Origin of the sequence: Bradyrhizobium sp. AUGA SZCCT0160, assembly GCF_018130105.1 — a bacterium.
GTDB lineage: Bacteria > Pseudomonadota > Alphaproteobacteria > Rhizobiales > Xanthobacteraceae > Bradyrhizobium.
The window spans coordinates 20,423-37,916 of sequence record NZ_JAFCMD010000002.1; the positions used below are offsets into that span (position 1 = coordinate 20,423).

At 63.2% G+C, this 17,494-nt stretch carries 14 protein-coding genes; 6 read left to right on the forward strand and 8 right to left on the reverse strand.

Translation table 11 applies throughout. From position 1 onward, the window contains the following. From JQ558_RS03675 to JQ558_RS03690, 4 genes are all read left to right on the forward strand, one after another. Complete coding sequence (locus JQ558_RS03675; RefSeq protein WP_212209551.1) at positions 1 to 693, forward strand: amino acid ABC transporter permease; 693 nt, start codon at positions 1 to 3, stop codon at positions 691 to 693. A 9-nt stretch (positions 694 to 702) separates the two neighbouring features. Next, positions 703 to 1,434: an amino acid ABC transporter ATP-binding protein gene (locus JQ558_RS03680; RefSeq protein WP_212209552.1), complete on the forward strand. Its 732-nt coding sequence runs from the start codon at positions 703 to 705 to the stop codon at positions 1,432 to 1,434. A gap of 182 nt (positions 1,435 to 1,616) precedes the next feature. Continuing rightward, a complete protein-coding gene (locus tag JQ558_RS03685; protein WP_212292917.1) occupies positions 1,617 to 2,474 on the forward strand; it encodes a D-amino-acid transaminase in 858 nt (285 codons plus the stop codon). A 95-nt stretch (positions 2,475 to 2,569) separates the two neighbouring features. Then, complete coding sequence (locus tag JQ558_RS03690; protein WP_212292918.1) at positions 2,570 to 3,553, forward strand: tripartite tricarboxylate transporter substrate binding protein; 984 nt, start codon at positions 2,570 to 2,572, stop codon at positions 3,551 to 3,553. A 5-nt stretch (positions 3,554 to 3,558) separates the two neighbouring features. On the opposite strand, the gene JQ558_RS03695 is transcribed toward JQ558_RS03690, so the two are convergent. The 3 genes from JQ558_RS03695 to JQ558_RS03705 are packed head-to-tail and all read right to left on the reverse strand — an operon-like array spanning position 3,559 to position 6,811. Further along, positions 3,559 to 4,344 (reverse strand): fumarylacetoacetate hydrolase family protein, encoded by a 786-nt coding sequence (locus JQ558_RS03695; RefSeq protein ID WP_212292919.1) that lies wholly within the window; start codon positions 4,342 to 4,344, stop codon positions 3,559 to 3,561. A 15-nt stretch (positions 4,345 to 4,359) separates the two neighbouring features. Beyond that, positions 4,360 to 5,727, reverse strand: coding sequence for an LLM class flavin-dependent oxidoreductase (locus JQ558_RS03700; RefSeq protein WP_212292920.1), 1,368 nt, complete (start codon positions 5,725 to 5,727; stop codon positions 4,360 to 4,362). 31 nt (positions 5,728 to 5,758) lie between these two features. Further along, positions 5,759 to 6,811 carry an Ldh family oxidoreductase gene (locus JQ558_RS03705; RefSeq protein WP_212275726.1) on the reverse strand — a complete coding sequence of 351 codons (1,053 nt, stop codon included), beginning with the start codon at positions 6,809 to 6,811 and terminating at the stop codon, positions 5,759 to 5,761. A 377-nt stretch (positions 6,812 to 7,188) separates the two neighbouring features. Between JQ558_RS03705 and JQ558_RS03710 the strand changes: the two genes are divergently transcribed. Further along, positions 7,189 to 11,292 (forward strand): GAF domain-containing protein, encoded by a 4,104-nt coding sequence (locus tag JQ558_RS03710; RefSeq protein WP_212292921.1) that lies wholly within the window; start codon positions 7,189 to 7,191, stop codon positions 11,290 to 11,292. On the opposite strand, the gene JQ558_RS03715 is transcribed toward JQ558_RS03710, so the two are convergent. Together JQ558_RS03715 and JQ558_RS03720 are read right to left on the reverse strand one after the other, a co-directional pair. Next, entirely contained in the window at positions 11,266 to 11,607 is a 342-nt protein-coding gene (locus tag JQ558_RS03715; RefSeq protein ID WP_212209559.1) for a hypothetical protein, read from the reverse strand. The two genes, JQ558_RS03710 and JQ558_RS03715, sit on opposite strands and share 27 nt — an antisense overlap. A 64-nt stretch (positions 11,608 to 11,671) precedes the next feature. Then, entirely contained in the window at positions 11,672 to 11,911 is a 240-nt protein-coding gene (locus JQ558_RS03720) for a DUF2171 domain-containing protein (protein ID WP_212209560.1), read from the reverse strand. Positions 11,912 to 12,262: 351 nt separating this feature from the next. On the opposite strand from JQ558_RS03720, the gene JQ558_RS03725 reads away from it, so the two are divergent. Further along, positions 12,263 to 13,213: a DUF6492 family protein gene (locus JQ558_RS03725; protein ID WP_212292922.1), complete on the forward strand. Its 951-nt coding sequence runs from the start codon at positions 12,263 to 12,265 to the stop codon at positions 13,211 to 13,213. A 101-nt stretch (positions 13,214 to 13,314) separates the two neighbouring features. Here JQ558_RS03725 and galE read toward each other — a convergent pair whose 3' ends face one another. From galE to JQ558_RS03740, 3 genes are read right to left on the reverse strand one after another with little or no spacing between them, the layout of a single operon-like run. Next, on the reverse strand, positions 13,315 to 14,325 hold the full coding sequence (galE, locus tag JQ558_RS03730; RefSeq protein ID WP_212292923.1) for a UDP-glucose 4-epimerase GalE: 1,011 nt from the start codon (positions 14,323 to 14,325) through the stop codon (positions 13,315 to 13,317). Continuing rightward, positions 14,325 to 15,146 carry a WecB/TagA/CpsF family glycosyltransferase gene (locus tag JQ558_RS03735; RefSeq protein ID WP_212209563.1) on the reverse strand — a complete coding sequence of 274 codons (822 nt, stop codon included), beginning with the start codon at positions 15,144 to 15,146 and terminating at the stop codon, positions 14,325 to 14,327. The genes galE and JQ558_RS03735 overlap by 1 nt, the downstream gene beginning before the upstream one ends. Then, entirely contained in the window at positions 15,139 to 17,442 is a 2,304-nt protein-coding gene (locus JQ558_RS03740; protein WP_212275716.1) for an exopolysaccharide transport family protein, read from the reverse strand. Before JQ558_RS03740 ends, JQ558_RS03735 begins: the two co-directional genes overlap by 8 nt. Between the last annotated feature and the right edge of the window lie 52 nt (positions 17,443 to 17,494).

Consider the following 17,494-nt stretch of genomic DNA (forward strand, 5'->3'; position numbering starts at 1 on the left):
ATGTTCGCCAGTTTCGATTTCGACGTCATCCGCCGTTCGCTCGGCTACCTGTTTCTCGACGGCATGGCGTTTACGCTGACCCTGACCGCGCTCTCTGCGCTCGGCGGGATCATCTTCGGTACGCTGATCGCGCTGATGCGGCTGTCCGGTTTCAAGGTGCTCGGCCGGATCGCCGGGCTTTACGTCGACTTCATGCGGTCGCTGCCGCTGGTGCTGGTGATCTTCTGGTTCTATTTTCTGGTGCCCTATCTCGGGCAATGGCTGACCGGCGCGTCGCGTCCGATCAGCGTCGGCGCCTTCACCTCCGCGCTCGTCACCTTCATCATGTTCGAGGCGGCGTATTTTTCCGAGATCATGCGCGCCGGCATCCAGTCGATCTCCAAGGGCCAGCCTGCCGCAGCCAATGCGCTCGGCATGACCTACGCCCAGACCATGCGCTACGTCGTGCTGCCGCAGGCGTTCCGCAACATGTTGCCGGTGCTGCTGACCCAGACCATCGTGCTGTTCCAGGACACTTCGCTGGTCTACGTGCTGTCGATGCCGGATTTCCTCGGCGCTGCGAGCAAGGTTGCGCAGCGCGACGGCCGGCTGGTCGAGATGTACCTGTTCGCGGCGGTGGTCTATTTCACGATTTCCTGCGTCGCCTCGTTTGGCGTCCGGCGCCTGCAGGCGCGTATCAGTATTGTTCGTTAGGGAACGCGCATGATCGAAATCAATCACGTCAGTAAATGGTACGGGTCGACCTTCCAGGCGCTGAAGGACTGCACGACCAAGGTCGCCAAGGGCGAAGTGGTCGTGGTGTGCGGCCCGTCGGGCTCGGGCAAGTCGACGCTGATCAAATGCGTCAACGCGCTGGAGCCGATCCAGGAGGGCGACATCATCCTCGACGGCATCAAGGTCAATGATCCGAAGACCGACCTGCCCAAGCTGCGCGCCCGCGTCGGCATGGTGTTCCAGCATTTTGAACTGTTCCCGCACCTGAAGATCATCGAGAATCTGTGCCTGGCGCAGGAGAAGGTACTGGGCCGGTCCCACGACGAGGCGATGGCCAAGGCCGCCAAGCTGCTCGACCGCGTCGGATTGAAGGTTCATGCCAACAAATACCCGGCCGAATTGTCCGGCGGACAGCAGCAGCGCGTGGCGATTGCACGCGCGCTGGCGATGGACCCGATCGCCATGCTGTTCGACGAGCCGACCTCGGCGCTCGACCCCGAAATGATCAGCGAAGTGCTCGACGTGATGGTCGACCTCGCCCGCGAGGGCATGACCATGATGGTCGTGACCCACGAAATGGGCTTTGCCCGCAAGGTGGCGCATCGCGTGATCTTCATGGACCAGGGCGAGATCGTCGAGGATGCGCTGAAGGACGACTTCTTCGGCAAGCCGCGCAGCGACCGCGCGCAGAAATTTTTGTCGAAGATTCTGTCGCATTAAGCCTGACCGTCATTCCGGGGCGCGCGAAGCGCGAGCCCGAAATCCATAACCACGGTCGGGAGTATGGATTCCGGGCTCGCGCCAAAGGGCGCGCCTCGGAATGACGCTGTGAGGGTTTATCCGCATTAACAATTTGCGTATATGAGTCCTCAACCCCTCTTCGCGCTCTCAGGAGACTTCGCTTGGAACAGATCGCCTACGTCAACGGTTCATTCGTGCCCATGGCCGACGCCAAGGTGTCGATTCTCGACCGCGGATTCCTGTTCGCCGATGGCATCTATGAGGTCGCGGCCGTGCTCGACGGCAAGCTGATCGACAATGCCTCGCATCTGGCGCGGCTGGAGCGTTCGGTCGGCGAGATCGAATTGGCGCTGCCGGAGACCATTGAACGGATTCAGGAGATCCAGAAGGAACTGGTGACGCGCAATAATCTCGTCAGCGGCATGGTCTATCTGGAAGTGACGCGTGGCGCCGACACCGGTCGCGATTTTGCGTTTCCAAAGGGCGTCAAGCCGACGCTGGTCATGTTTACCTCCGTGAAAGACATCATCAACGCACCGTCGGCCAAGACCGGCATTGCCGTCATCACCGTGCCCGATCTGCGCTGGACCCGCCGCGACATCAAGAGCGTGGCGCTGCTGGCGCAGGTGCTGGCAAAGCAGGCGGCGGCCGCGGCCGGCGCCGGCGAAGCCTGGATGATCGAGGACGGCAAGGTCACCGAGGGCGGCTCGTCTTCAGCGTTCATCCTGACGCAGGACGATGTGCTGGTGACGCGGCAGAACGGCAGCGAGATCTTGCCGGGCTGCACCCGCAAGGCGGTGGTCAAGCTGGCCGAAGAACGCCAGCTCCGGATCGAGGAGCGCGCCTTTACGGTGGAAGAAGCGCTGGCCGCGAAGGAAGCTTTCATCACCAGCGCCTCCGTGTTCGTGCAGGCGGTGGTATCGATCGACGGCAAGAAAGTCGCGACCGGCAAGCCCGGCCCGATGACCGATCGGCTGCGCGAAATCTATGTCGAGTTCGCCAAGGCGACCGCGGTTTAGGCGCTACCGGTCTTCGGCTTCAATATCGATGTGGGGCGCCGCCAGGTTTATGGGTATGCGGCCCTGATCGACCGCGAACTTTGGTGGATGCGAACATGAGAATTCGGCGCCACACGAAAAGCCTTGTTGCGTTGCTCGCGCTGGTCGCGGTTTCCGTCCCGTCGAGCGCGAAGGCCTTCGCAGCCTATCCCGACCGGACCATCAGGATCGTCGTGCCGTTTGCACCGGGCGGCGGCACTGACGTGATCGCGCGGACGCTGGCGCAGGAGATGGCAAAAGATCTCGGCGCCTCCATCATCATCGAGAACAAGCCGGGCGCGGGCACCATCGTCGGTACGCAGTCGGTCGCGGCCAGCGCGCCAGACGGTTACACGCTGTTGATGGGAACCTTCGCCAATGCGGTCAATCCAAGCCTGAACGCGAAGCTGCCTTACGATGCGCATAAGGATTTTGCGGCGGTGGCGTTGATCGCGCGTTCCTTCAACCTCGTCGTGGTCAATCCGGCGTCGCGGATCAAATCGATTGCCGACCTGATTGCGGTGGCCAAGGCCGAGCCCAATAAACTGTCGTACGGCACCTATGGCACCGGCACCTCGGCGCATCTGGCCGGCGAATTGTTCAAGCACATGGCCAAGGTCAACCTGACCGCCGTGCCGTACAAGGGCGCGGCGCCCGCGATCACCGACCTGCTCGGCGGACAGATCCAGGTGATCTTCACCACGGTCGCCAGCGCCGCCTCGCTGGTCGCGGCCGGCCAGTTGCGCGCAATCGCGGTGACGTCGGCCGAGCGCTCGCCGGCCTTCCCGGAATTGCCGACGGTGTCGGAAGCCGGCGTTCCCGGCTACGCGGCCGAGGCCTGGTATGGCGTGTACGCGCCCGCCAAAACTCCGCCTGACATCATCGGCCTCCTGAACAAATCGGCCGCCAAGGCCGTCCAGTCGGAGGCATTCAAGAAGCTCGGCGTCAACGAAGGGCTTGTCATGGTGGCGGAGCCGCCCGAGGCACTCGACCGCTATTTCAGCGTCGAGGAAACGCGCTGGCGCAAGGTGATTCAGGACGCCGGGATCAAGATCGAGTAGGCGCGCTAACGTTTATCCGCCACGAACCTGTTGCGCAGGGTGCCGATGCCGGTGATGTCGATCTCGACCACGTCGCCGGCCTTCAGATCCGGCGAGGCGCCGTCGGTGCCCATCCAGATCACGTCGCCCGGCCACAGCGTGAAATATTTCGTCAGCTCGACGATGAACGGCACGATGCCGAAGATCATCTCGTTGGTGCGGAAGCGGCCGGTCTCCTTGCCATTGACCCGGATCGCAGTTTCCATCCGGTCGAGGTCGACATCGGTTTCGATCCAGGGCCCCATCGGCTTGAAGGTGTCGGCGTTCTTGGATCGCCACAGCGAGCGATCGGCCTTCTGCCAGGTGCGTTCGCTGACGTCGTTGCCGATGGTGTAGCCGAACACGCAGGATATCGCGTCGGCTTCGGTCAGGTGTTTTGCCTTCTTGCCGATGACGACGACCAGTTCTCCTTCGTAGTGGATTTTCTCGGTCGCGGTTGCCGGAATCACCACGTCTTCATCATGGGCGATCAGGGCGTTCTGCGCGCGGTAGCCGATCTCGGGACGATCAGGCACGTTCGGAACCGTGCCGGCCTTGTCGGCGGCTTCCTTCAAATGCTTCAGATAGTTCAGCCCGACGCAATAGAACGTGCGCGGGATCAGCGGCAATTCGATCTTCACTTCGCTGAGTGCATGGGTTTGCGCGCCGCGCTGCCATTCGCCGAACGGGTCGCCGCTAACTGATATGACCTTGTCGCCCTCGACGAGGCCCCAGGATGTGTTGCCGGCGGCGGTGAATTTGAGCCAACGCATGAAGTGTCCTTTGTTTTATTCGGCTGCGGCCTGAGGCCTGGTTTTCCAGGCGCCGGCTTTGGTGCGCGGCAGGCCGAGATTCTCGCGCAACGTCTTGCCGGCATAATCCTTGTGAAACAGGCCGCGGCGCTGCAGTTCCGGCACCACATGCTTGACGAAGTCGGCGTAGGAGCCGGGCACGATGGTGGCGGCGATGACAAAGCCGTCACAGCCGCGCTCGACGAACATCTCCTCCAACTTGTCCGCGATCTCCTTCGGGCCGCCGACGATCGCGTCCTGCACCTGGCCGCGGCCGGAGAAGGTGACGAAGTCGCGCGCGCTGGGATTGGCCTTGCCTGAATTCTTGAGCACGCCGTCGCGAATGCCCAGGATGCCCTGCATGCTCTTGAGCTCTTCTGTTGTCAGGGGCTCGTCGAGCGGCTTGGAGGCGAAGTCGTAATTCAAGGCTTCCGCGAGCAGCGACAGCGCGTCAATCTGCAGCGGCAGCTTGTTGATGACAGCCATCTTGTCCTCGGCCTCGCTCCTGGTCGCGCCGCAGACGGGTGTGGTGAGGTTGCAGAGGAACATCTGGTCGGGATCGCGGCCGGCCTTCGCCGCTTCGTTGCGGACCGCGGCATAGCCCTCCTTGGCGGCGGCGACGTTGCGCGCGGCGGTGAAAATCACCTCGCCCCATCGTCCCGCAAAGCGCTGACCGCGGCCGGACGCGCCGGCCTGGATGATGACGGGATGGCCCTGCGCCGAGCGCGGCACGGTGAATGGACCGCGCGACTTGAAGAATTGACCCTTGTGGTCGAGCCGCCTGACCTTGGCCGGATCGGCGAAGCGGCCGCTGTTCTTGTCCATGATCAGCGAGCCGTCTTCCCAGGTGTCCCAATGGCCGAGCACGACTTCCATAAATTCGTCGGCGCGGTCGTAGCGGTAGTCATGCTCGAGATGGGCATCCTTGCCCATGTTGTGGGCTTCGCCGTCATTGAGCGAGGTGACGACGTTCCACCCCGCGCGTCCGCCTGTCATCAAATCGAGCGTGGCGAAGCGGCGCGCGACGTCGAACGGCTCGAAATAGGTGGTCGAGCAGGTCGAGGCCAATCCGAGTTTCTCGGTGACCATGCCCATCGTGGTCAGCACCACGATCGGATCCATCTTCACGCAGCGGATGCCGTATTCGACCGTGTGGGCGTGGTCGTTGCCGTAGCGGTCCGGCATCGCCAGGCGATCGTCGAAGAACGCCATGTGGAATTTGCCGGCTTCCAGAATCCGGGCGATCTCCTGATAGTAATCGGTCGACATCGAATCGTCGCGCGATTCCGGGTGCCGCCACGAACTCGGCAAATTGGTGCAGTTCTGCGCCTGCAGGAAGCCGACCATCGCCATTTGCCGTGTCATATCGTTCTCCCTGTATCGGCCAAGCGTGGCTTCATGTCAGATCGAGTTCGGCCGCGAGCTTGTACTCGCCGGCCAGCGCGCGCAATTTGTCCCAGGTCGCGTCCTCGATTTCGATGCCGGAAACCTTGCGCTGCTGCTCGCGGATATACTCGACCTCACCCGGATAGAACACGCCGGTGGAACCTTCGGACGTTGGCGTCTCTTTCAGATAGCGCGCGAATTCGGCGACTTCCTTCTTGAAATCCTTCAGCGGGCGAAACGCCGCGACGTTGAACACCGCCATGAAGCATCCGTCATTGTGGCGGCCGGTCGGCTCGACGCCGAAGCCAAGTCCGGTGAGCAGCCCGCACAACACCTCGACCATCGCGGCAAGGCCGCTGCCCTTGTAACCCTCGCTGCCGCCGAGCGGCAGCAGGGCGCCGCCCTTCCTGTACTCCCTGGGGTCGGTGGTGTGCCGTCCCTCGGCATCGACGATCCAACCCTTCGGGATTTCCTCGTTGCGCGACACGGCCAGCGCAATCTTGCCAGCGGCGACGGCGGAGGTTGCCATGTCAAGATAAAACGGCGCGTCGAGGTCGGAGGGAACGGCAATCGAGATCGGGTTGGTGCCGAGCCGTGCCTCGCGGCCGCCGAACGGCGCCACGATCTTCGGCGAGCGGCCGGAGTCGGCGGTCGCAATGCCGATCATGCCCTCCTGCATCGCCATCAATGGATAGGCGGCGAGCCGACCGACATGGCTTTGGCGAAACACCGTGCAGGCGGCGACGTTCGCGGTCTTCGCCTTCTCGATCGTCAGCGCCATCGCCTTGGCATTAACGTGAAACCCAAAACCCCAGTGGCCGTCGATCACGGTCGTGGTCGGCGATTCCTGCACGATGGTCCACTTCGCTCCGGGCACGATGTGGCCGGCCTTGACGCGGTCGATATAGGTCGGGATTGCGATGATACCGTGGGAATCGTGGCCGGCGAGGTTCGCGTTGACGCAGCCGATAGCGACCGCTTTGGCTTCCTCGTCCGATGCGCCGACAGCCCTGAGCAGTGCCGCGCCGATGCGTGTGAGACGGTCGGCCTGGACGATCGGCATGGGTTTCCTCATCGAATGCCCGCGAGCAGCGGGTCTTGCTTGTTGTTGTCGAAGCATGGTCTCAAAGCAGTGGCATGAGAGCAAGGGCAGAATGTCCGTACCGGCATGCCCGTGAGGCGGGCTCGCGCGGTTCGGATTTCATCTGACGAAAATTGGCTACCGTCGCAGAGGGCGTTACTCGCGGACGCGCCGTCGCTCTCATGGCTGACAAATCGTGAACGGAACCGTAGTTCTTCGGAGAACGGGCTTGCGATGTTGGGCGGTCATTTACTCTGAATCGCAACTTCCGGCCGCCAATAACGACCATTTAGGCGTCTTTCGCGCATAAATTTCCGTGGGGCAGCAGGCCCGTATTGTCTGCTGGGAGCTCGAGAGCCGTGAAGACCAGTATCGCGCGTACATTTGCAGCGTTGAATGCGACCAACGAAGCGATCCTGTACGCAAAATCGCCGGAAGAACTGTACGAAAAGGTCTGTGAAGCCGCTTTCTCCAGCGGGGACTTCCTGGCGACGGCCGTCTTTTTGCTGGACCCTCATACCAATCTGCTGCGGTTTGCGGCCGGTTTCGGCGAGGACACCGCAAGGCTGCGCGGCATCGACATTTCGATCGTGGCGGATACGCCTGAGGGCTCCGGGGTTTGCGGGCAGGCCTTTCGCGATCAGAAGCTCTGCGTCAGCAACGATTATCTCAACGACGCGCATTCGCTGGCCTGGCGCCAGGGTGCCGCTGCCGGGCAGGTCGGCGCGGCCGTCGGGTTGCCGCTGACCCGCAACGGCCGCAGCATCGGCGTCTTCCTCGTCACGCGGCGCGAAGCCGGGTCGATCGATGCCCCCGTCGTCGCATTGCTCGAACGCATGTCGGCGAACCTTTCATTCGCCCTCGACAATTTCGATCATGAAGCGGCGCGCAAGGATGGCGAGCGGACGATGCGGCGTCTGAACCGGATGTTCGGCGCCATCAGCGCGACCAATGAAGCGATCCTTCGCGCCAAGACCGAACAGGAGCTCTACCAGCGCGTTTGCGATGCCGCCGTTTACAGCGGAAAGTCGGTCGCGACGGTGGTCCTGCTGTCCGAGCCGCATTCGATCTGGCTGAAGCCTGCGGCCGGCAGCGGCGAGAGCCTGGATCTGCTGACCCGGACGCGCTTCTCGATCGATGCCGACAATGACTACGGTAAGGGCGTTGCCGGTCAGGCGTACCGGACGCAGCGGCTTTGCGTCAACCACGACATCTCGCAGGGTGGCCCGTGGCAGCAGGCCGGACGCGAGGCCGGCGTCGTCGCCTGCGTCGCCGTGCCTCTGATCAAGGCCGGACAGAGCGTCGGCGTCGTGATGTTCTTTGTCGGCAAGGCATGGGCGGCGGATGAGGAGATCATCGCGCTGCTGGCGCGGATCGGGGAAAACGTCTCGTTCGCCCTCGAAAACTTTGAACGCGCCAACGCCAAGGCGAAAGCCGACGAACAGAAAGAACGGTTGACGCGGATGTTCGAGGCGCTCAGCGCGACCAATGAAGCGATCATGCGGGCCAGGTCGCGCACCGAAATGTTCGAATTGGTATGCACGGCCGCGGCACACGGTGGCCGGTTCAATTCGACCAGCATCCTTCTCGTCAGACCTGACAGCGATTCCTTCAACATGGTTGCCTCGGCCGGGCCGACGGCGGAAAACGCCCGCCGTCTGAAGGTCTCGACCAGCGCGGCTGTGCCGGGAGGTCGCGGGGTCTGCGGGACGGCGTTCCGTTCCCGGCAGGCCTGCATCAATAACGATTTCCTGGCAGGCCCGCGGAACGATGCGTTCGATCAGGTCATCAACAGCGACGGTGCAAGGTCGGGCGCCGCGTTTCCGTTGCTGGTCGAGGAGCGGATCGTCGGTGTGATGCTGTTCATTTCCTCGCAGACGGAAACGTTTACCGCGGAGTTTGCCGAGCTGCTGCAGCGGCTGGCCGACAATGTGTCTTTTGCGCTCGAAAGTTTCGATCGCACCGACGAGAAGGCGAAGACCGAGCAGCAGAAGGAGAGCCTGACACGCATGCTCGCGGCGCTGAGCGCGACCAATGAAGCGATCGTTCGGGCGGGATCGCGCGACGAACTGTATCAACTGGTTTGCGAGGCGGCGGCAACAGGCGGCAGGTTCACCTCCACCACCATCGCGTTGGCAAGGCCGGGCAGCGATTTCATGGATATCGTGGCCGGCGCCGGTCCGACCGGCCAGAGCGCGCGTCAGGTCACCCTGTCGATCAATGAAGCGCATCCGGAAGGGCGCGGTGTCTGCGGCATCACGTTCCGCACCGGCCAGGCCTGCATCTTCAACGACTATCTTGCGGATCCGAGGGCCGCGGCATTCCACGCCAAGGCCCGCCGGGAGGGCTCCAGATCGGGCGCCGGTTTTCCGCTGTTGGTGCGAGGGCAGGTGGTCGGCGTCATGCTCTACGTCTCCTTGTACAAGGACGCGTTCACGCCTGAATTTACCGAGCTCCTGCAACGGCTCGCCGACAACGTATCGTTCTCGCTGGAGACGTTCGAGCGGGCCGACGAAAAGGCGAGGACCGAGGAGCAGAAAGAACGCCTGACGCGCATGCTCGCGGCACTCAGCGCGACCAATGAAGCGATCGTGCGGGCGACGACCCGCGCTGAGTTGTTCGATCTGGTGTGCCAGGCCACGGCAAACGGCGGCAAGTTTACCGCTACTTCCATTGCGCTGACGAGAACGGACAGCGATTATCTGGACATTGTCGCAGCCGCCGGACCGACCGCTGCCAGTTCGCGCGAGGTGCGGGTGTCCGCCAACAAGGCCCATCCGGAAGGACGCGGGTCCGCCGGCATGGCGATCCGCTCGGGCAAGCCCTGCATCATCAACGACTACCTGGCCGACCCGCGTAGCCAGGTGTTCCATGCGCGCGCCCGCAGGGATGGGACCCGTGCGAGCGCCGCCTACCCGCTGCTGGTGCGGGGGCGGGTCGCCGGCGTCATGATCTTCGTTGCGATCGAGAAGGATACGTTCACGCCGGAGTTCTCCGAACTGCTGCAGCGGCTCATCGACAATGTATCGCTGGCGCTGGAGAATTTTGACCGCGCCGACGAAAAGATGCGAGCGGACGAGCGGATCGAGTATCTGGCCTCGCATGACAGCCTGACCAACCTTCCGAACCGCGAGATGTTCAACGGGATGCTGCGCCAGGCGATCGATGCCGCGGAGCGCTATCAGCGGTCGTTTGCGGTCCTGTTCATCGATCTCGACCGGTTCAAGGTCATCAACGACTCGCTGGGCCATGACGCCGGCGACATGCTGCTGGTGGAAATCGGCGGCCGGCTGCGCAACGCATTGCGTTCGAGCGACGTGGTGGCGCGGCTCGGCGGCGACGAATTCGTCGTGATCCTGGAGGAAGCCGCCGAACGTCACGAAGTCGAACGCATCGCCGGCGAACTCCTGTCCGTGCTGAGCCAGCCGCTGCAGCTCAGCGGCCACGAGTGCCACACCACGGCCTCGATCGGCATCGCGATGTATCCGTCTGACGGCGCCGACATGCAGACGCTGACCAAGAACGCCGACATGGCGATGTATCTTGCCAAGGAGGACGGCAAGAACAGCTTCCGCTTCTTCACCAGGGAGATCAAGGCGCAGTCGATCGAGCGTCTGACGCTGGAGAGCGCCCTGCGCCGCGCGCTGGAGCGTGACCAGTTCTCGCTGCACTACCAGCCGAAGGTCGATATGGCGAGCGGTCAGATCACCGGCGTCGAGGCTTTGTTGCGCTGGAACCATCCCGATCTCGGCCTGGTATCGCCGGGGCAATTCATTCCGCTGGCGGAAGAGACCGGGCTGATCGTGCCGATCGGCCGCTGGGTGCTGACGGAAGCCTGCGCGCAGAACATGGCCTGGCAACGCCGCGGCCTGCGGCCGGTGACGATGGCCGTCAACCTGTCGCCGCGGCAGTTCGCCGACGCTAATTTGTTGCATGATGTCGACGAGGCGTTGCTGGCAAGCGGCATGTCGCCGGTGCTGCTGCAGCTCGAGGTCACCGAAAGCATGGTGATGCGCAACGTTTCGCGGGCGATCAAGGTGCTCGACGCGATCCAGAACCGCGGCATCCGGCTTGCAATCGACGATTTCGGCACCGGCTATTCGTCGATGTCGCTGATGAAGCAATTCCCGATCGACACCATCAAGATCGACCGTTCCTTCGTGCGCGATCTGCCTGTTGATTCAGAGGACCAGGCCATCACGCAGGCGATCATCAGTATGGGCAAGGCGCTGGGGATGACCGTCATCGCCGAGGGCGTCGAGACCATCGAGCAGCAGACGTTCCTGCGCAATCATGCCTGCGATGAAATGCAAGGCTTCCTGTTCTCAAAACCGCTGCCGCCGCAGCAGATGGCGGATATGCTTCGAGCCGAGCCGCTGCTGGCCTCGCCGCCGCTGCAACCGGACGCCGGCGATGCGCGCCAATCGGCTTCGCCTTCAAGGCTGGAAAGCACTGTCATCTGACGGCTGCGCATGCAAATCGCGCACGTCGGAGTCCGTGGACCTCACCTTGCGCGAAAAGTCATAGGGCCAGGGCTGGATGACCTGGCCAGCCAGGGAATGGAACAGGACGCCCGCGCCGTCGGCGTAAGTCGCGCCATCGGGCAAACCCAATCTGGCGCTCCAACGCGCCGGCAGCGCCTGGGCGATATCCCGTACCTCGACCGCCGGTCCCCACCACCAGGCTGGAGCGGGCGGCCGGTCATCCTCAGCGAGTGCGCGCCATCGCCCAAATTCGACGACAACGCGCTCAAATTGCAGTTTTGCCGCCGGATGCATCGGAAGGCCCTGTTATCTTGCCGATGATAACTTCATCCGCAGCCGGCACAATACATGGTCAGGGTTACTGCCTGCCGTGTTGCCAGTGTGACGTCACATCCGCGCCTGATTTGTTGAGGTGAACGTGCTGGTCGACGTGATCGACCCAATCCACCGGAATGAAGTGATGGTGCTGGCCGTCCGGCGAACTCTGCTTGGTCAGCTTGATCTTGTCGGGTCCCTCGAGGTGATCGACCTTTCCGACGGTCTTCTTGTCGGACGAGATGACATCCATATGTTCCTTGATCTGCGAAGCGACCGCCATGTTGCGTCTCCGTTGAATGAACTGGCATTTGAAACGCGCCAATTCCGGAAAGGTTGCTGATGCCTGTGGCTCTTGAACAAATGTTCCCAAGCCACCTTAACCGTTCGGTAACCATAGCTTCGCTTATCCATGGTTCCACGGGAGCACAGGCATCACTTGCACGAAATTGATCGCCGGAATGCCGCTGCCGTTTCATGGCTTCGTCATGGGATCGAGCGCGGGTTTCATCAATCACTGTTTATCTTAACAGCGAAGCGTTGTTTGAAGCCCTCAAGCGATCATCTATTATATCAACCTGATCGGGATCGATCTCGATCGCCGGTCACACAAGACATCATGACGGGAAGTGGCGTGACTAAAAGCATAGCATTGATGACCCCGACCTATCGCGGCGATCTCGATCGCTTCGAATTGCTCTGCGAGAGTCTCGATCGGTTCGTCAGCGGATACGAACGGCATTACGTCATCGTCAATGACGACGACCTGCCGTATTTTGCCCGGTTCGAAAATAGCCGCCGCACCGTGCTGCCGAGTTCGCGCTTCTTGCCGTCCTGGCTGAGGGCGTTGCCGCCTTTTGTCTCGCGCAAGGGGCGCAGGACGTGGTGGTCGTTCCGGTCGGGTCCGCTGCACGGCTGGCATATCCAGCAGCTTCTCAAGATCGCGGGCGCCTTGCACCTGCCGCATCAGCGCTATTGCATCGTCGATTCCGATAACACGTTCTTTCGTCCGTTCGATGTCGCCGCCTATGCCGGCGCTGACTTGACCCCGCTCTATGTCGATCGTCTGGCGATTCCGGCCGATAAGCCGTCGCATAATGTCTGGGTCCGAAACAGCGATCGCCTTTTGGGCGGCAGCGCCACCGCGTTCCCGGCCGACGACTATATCGGCAATGTGCTCGTCTGGGACAGATCGACCTTGCGCGACATGACCGCCACGATCGAAGCCGTCACCGGCATGCCCTGGGCGGTAGCGCTTGGCAAGACGCGCTCGTTTTCCGAATACATCCTCTATGGGTACTTTGTGAGCCAGTCACCGGCCCACCGGGCGACACACCGGCTGACCACGCAAAGCCTGGCGACTTCCTACTGGGAGCCGGATCAGCTGGATGAAAAAGCGGTGGTCGCCATGATCGAGAAGTCGCCGCCTGACGTCGTCGCACTTTGCATCGAGTCGTTCTCGGCAACCCCGGTATCGCTTATCCGCAAGGTCGCGGGTTTGTCGAATAACGACGCGCCGTTGCAGCCGCAAGGTCCCACCTCGACGCAGGGCGCGAACGCGGTCATGACCAGGGAAGCCGTCTGAGGCGTCGGACGGCCGTCCCTGCAACAGTTTCCACCTAGACCTTCGCCGGTTAGCCCAACAGCCGGGCGGCATTGCCGCCGGTGGACCGCTTTTGTGCGAACTCAGCCGGTCTTGAGCGGGTGAGCTGTCTTGTGCCAGGCCCAGGCGGTGCGGATGATGGTCGCTAGATCCGAATAAGCGGGGCGGAAGTGCAATGTTTCGCGCGCGGCGGAAGCGTCCGCGACCAGATAGGTCGGGTCGCCGGCGCGGCGTGGCTTGACGACGTGCGGTACTTCGCGCCCGGTCTCGCTCGCGATCGCCGCGAGTATCTCCCGCACCGAAAATCCCTTGCCGGTGCCGAGATTGAAGACGCCGCCGGAATGCCCTTCGAGCAAGAGCTTCAGCGCCAGCACATGGGCGGCGGCAAGGTCGGTGACATGGATGTAGTCGCGGATCGCGGTGCCGTCCGGCGTCGCGTAATCGTCGCCGAATACCGCGAAATCCGGCACGTGGCCCTGCAGCGCCATCATCGCGCGCGGAATGAGATGGGTTTCCACCTCGCGCTGCTCGCCGATGCCGCCGGCGGGATCGGCGCCGCTGGCGTTGAAATAGCGCAGCGCGAACGAGCCGAGCCCGTAGGCCCCGCGATAATCCGAAAGCACCCGCTCGATTATCCATTTCGAGGCGCCATAGGGATTGATCGGCGCGCACGGATAATTTTCGGGCAGCGCCTTGCTGTCGGCATTGCCATAGACCGCGCCGGTCGACGAGAATACCAGGCGGCTGCAGCCGGCCTCGCGCATCGCATCCAGCAGCGCCAACGTGCCGGCGAGGTTGTTGACGTAGTATTTCTGCGGGTCGACCACGGATTCGCCGACCAGGCTGGATGCGGCGAAATGCATGACCGCGACGATGTCGTGCTCGGCGAAGGCGCGCGCCAGCGTGGCCTTGTCGGCGATGTCGCCGGTAACCAGCGCACTCGCGACGAAGCTGTGGTGGCCGGTCGAGAAATTGTCGTAGCAAACGGGGAGATAACCGGCCGCATCAAGCGCCCGGCAGCAATGCGAGCCGATATAGCCCGCGCCGCCCGTGACCAGGATGGCCGGACGATCGCTCGCCAGACCGGCGCCCATCAGTCCCGGGCCCGTTCGGTGGCCGAAGGCCGGCTCTTGTTGAACAGCAGATAGAGCGCGCGCGGATTGGTGGTGAAATAGCGCCAGAACAGCCGGCGCGGCTCCAGCCAGATGCGCCAGGCCCATTCGAGCCCTACCGCCTGCATCCAATACGGAGCGCGGGCCCGGCTGCCCGACAGGAAGTTGAACAGTCCGCCAGAGGTCTTGATCACGCCGACTTTGAACAGGCGCGAGGTGTATTCCTCGACAAAGGCCTGCTCATAGGGAACGCCAAGCGCAAGCCAGAGGTAATCGGGCGCCAGCTCGTTGATTTCGTCGACCTTGGCCCGCAGCGCGTCGCCGCGGAGGAAGCCGTGCGAATGTCCGATGATCTTCAGGTCCGGATAGCGCTTGCGAACATTGGCGACGGCAGCGGCGTTCTCCGCCTCATCGGCGCCGAACATGTAGAAGGTCAAGCCGGCCGCCTGCGCCTTGCGGGCGACGACGTGGAACAGGTCGGTGGTCGCGACCCGCTCGGGGAGCGGCGTCGACGATTTCAACCGCGACACCGTCACGAGCGGCTGGCCGTCGGCATTGATCAGATCGGCGGAGCGAAACAGCCGGTCGGTCATCGGTTCGGTGGAGCAGCGCGCCAGCACCTCGCCATTGGCCGAGGTGAGATACAGCGGGCGAGCGAGCCGGCGTTGCGGGAACACCATCTCGATCATGAAGTCCGCGGTCTGCTCAAGGTCGAGCACGGCAAGCCGCAGCCCGCCCAGTGTGATTCGGGGAACGCCGGCAGTAGCGGCTCTCCCGAGGGGATTCAAGCGACGCTCACGCATACTGTTTGTCTCGCTGACGGTTGACGGCCGTGGGGGTAAGTTCGTTGATGACGACACCGACCAGCTTGCGCTCGGTCTCGCCGAGCGCGGTGATGATGTCTTCCATGCTCTCGTTAATGTCGAGCTTGACCGGAAGGATCGCGACCAGCCCGACGGTGGCGTCGAACAGCGCGTGGTCGGCCGGGCTCCACGGCATGGCAGGCCCGTCGAGGACCACCAGATCGTAGTCGCCGCCGATGCGCGCCTGCGCAATCGCCTTGCGGATGGTGTCGCTTGCCTTGGTATCCGAGGCCTTGAGGGCCGGCAGGATCGAAATCCCGTTCGCGGTCCTGACGACGCGCGCAGCCTTGGCGGCAATATTGAGCCAGCCGAGACGGCCGGTCTCTTCCTTAGCCAGGTGGGCCACCTTGTTCGACAGCGTATAGTTCTTTTGATCGGCATCGATCAGCAGCACCCTGGCGCCATCGCGGGCGGCCGAGAGCGCGACATTGAGCGCGGCAATGCTGCGGTCCTCGCCATCGCCGGCGCCGATCACGGCCATGACGGGCGCGGTGTCCTTGGCGACGCGCGTCGCCAGTGCGGTCCGGATTTCGCGCATGGTGTTGAGGAATGTCATCAGCGGGAAGCCGGCCCGGAGCGTCGGCCAGCCGAGGCTGACGACATCGGGGGTGCCGCCCGTCGCCAGGATTCCGCCGAGCGTGCGTACAACGTCCGATTCCTGCAGCCGGGTGATCGACGGCTTCGCGATCAGGCTGACGGCGGGCTGCGGGGTGGCCGACGGTTGCCTCGTGGCCGCGGCAGGCGTCCGATTTTGCGCGGCGGACGAGGCCGATGTCCTGACCGGTGTGTTGGGTCGAACCGGGTTGGCGCCGGGCGCCAGCTGGTCGACAGCGATGATCCACGCAGCCGAGGCGAGCCCGCCCAGCATAAAGCCGATCATGGCGAACAAGGCCATGCCCGGCGGGAAGGTGCGCCGCTGCGGCACGGTGGCGTCGCCGATGATGCGGGCGCTCGAGGTGTTCAGCGTCTCCTGCTCCTCGGTCTCGCGCGATCGCTTGAGGAACGACTGGTAGACGTCGCGGCTGGCTTCGACGTCGCGTTCGAGTTCGCGCAGCTTGACCGCGGCCTGGCTCATCTGGACGCTCTGGCGCTTTTGGGTCTCGAGCGCCTTATTCAGGGAAGCTTCGTAATCCCGGGCGCGGGTCAGGTCATTCTTCGCCGCCTGCAAAAAGCGATCGGTTTCCTCGCCGATGGTCCGGCGCAGATCCTCGACCTGCTTCTCCATCTGGCGCAGGGCGGGATGGCGCGGCCCCAATTCGCTCTGCAATTCGGCCTGGCGCTTCCTGGCTTCGGCATATTGCGAACGCAGATTGGCGATGGTCGGCGATTGCAGCGCCTCCGGAATGGCGCCGGCGTCCGCCGACGTCTTGCGGCTGGCCGCGATCTGATCGTATTTGGCCTGCGCGTCGAGCGTCAGCGCCCGCGCCGCGGCAAGCCGCTGGTTGCTGGCGGAGAGCTGCTGGTCGCTGATCAGCGTGTCCTGCGTGCCGACGAAATTGTTCTGCGCCTTGTAGACCGCGAGCGTATTCTCGGCGGTGCGAAGCCGATCCTGCAATTCCGTGAGCCGGCTGGAAAGATCGCTGGTGGCGCGACGGACCCGCGCGGCCTGCGATTGGGTATTCTCGGTCAAATAGGCCTTGGCGATCGCATTCGAGAGCATCGCCGCCTTCACCGGGTCGATCGACCAGACCTCGATGTCGACGATGAAGGTCTTGTCGGTCTTTTTCACATTGATGTGGCGGATCAGGGTTTCCAGCGCCGCCATCTCGACGAGCTTGCGCTGCTCGGCGGTCGGGCGCAGTTCGATCCCGAACAGGCCGAGCAGCGATCCGAACAGGCCCTTGCCGCTGCCGCCGCCGAACTCAGGGTCCTTCTCGAGATGGGTCTCGCGGATCACCTGCAACAGCACGTTGTTCGATGTGATGACGCGCCCCTGGCTCTCGACCACCATCGCAAGGCCGGACAGGTCCGGCGCGCGCGGCGTGAGTTCGCGATCGACCAGCTGCAATTCGCGGGGATCGACGTAGAGCTGGGCCGTTGCGGTATATTTCGGTGTCAGGCTCTTGCCGATCGCCACCGCGACGCAGGCGCAGAGCAGCGCCGCCGAGGCGATCGCGATCTTCCGCCGCCACAGCAGTTGAACCAGATCGAGCACGCTGAAGCCACCCAATGCCGGCGTTGCGGCGGGCCGGGGGTCAGGTTTGGCCTGATTTATCGGCTCGTCATAGATAAGCATCGACCCCAGCTTCCATTCCAACTGCCGCACACATCGGCTGAGGGGTTACTGT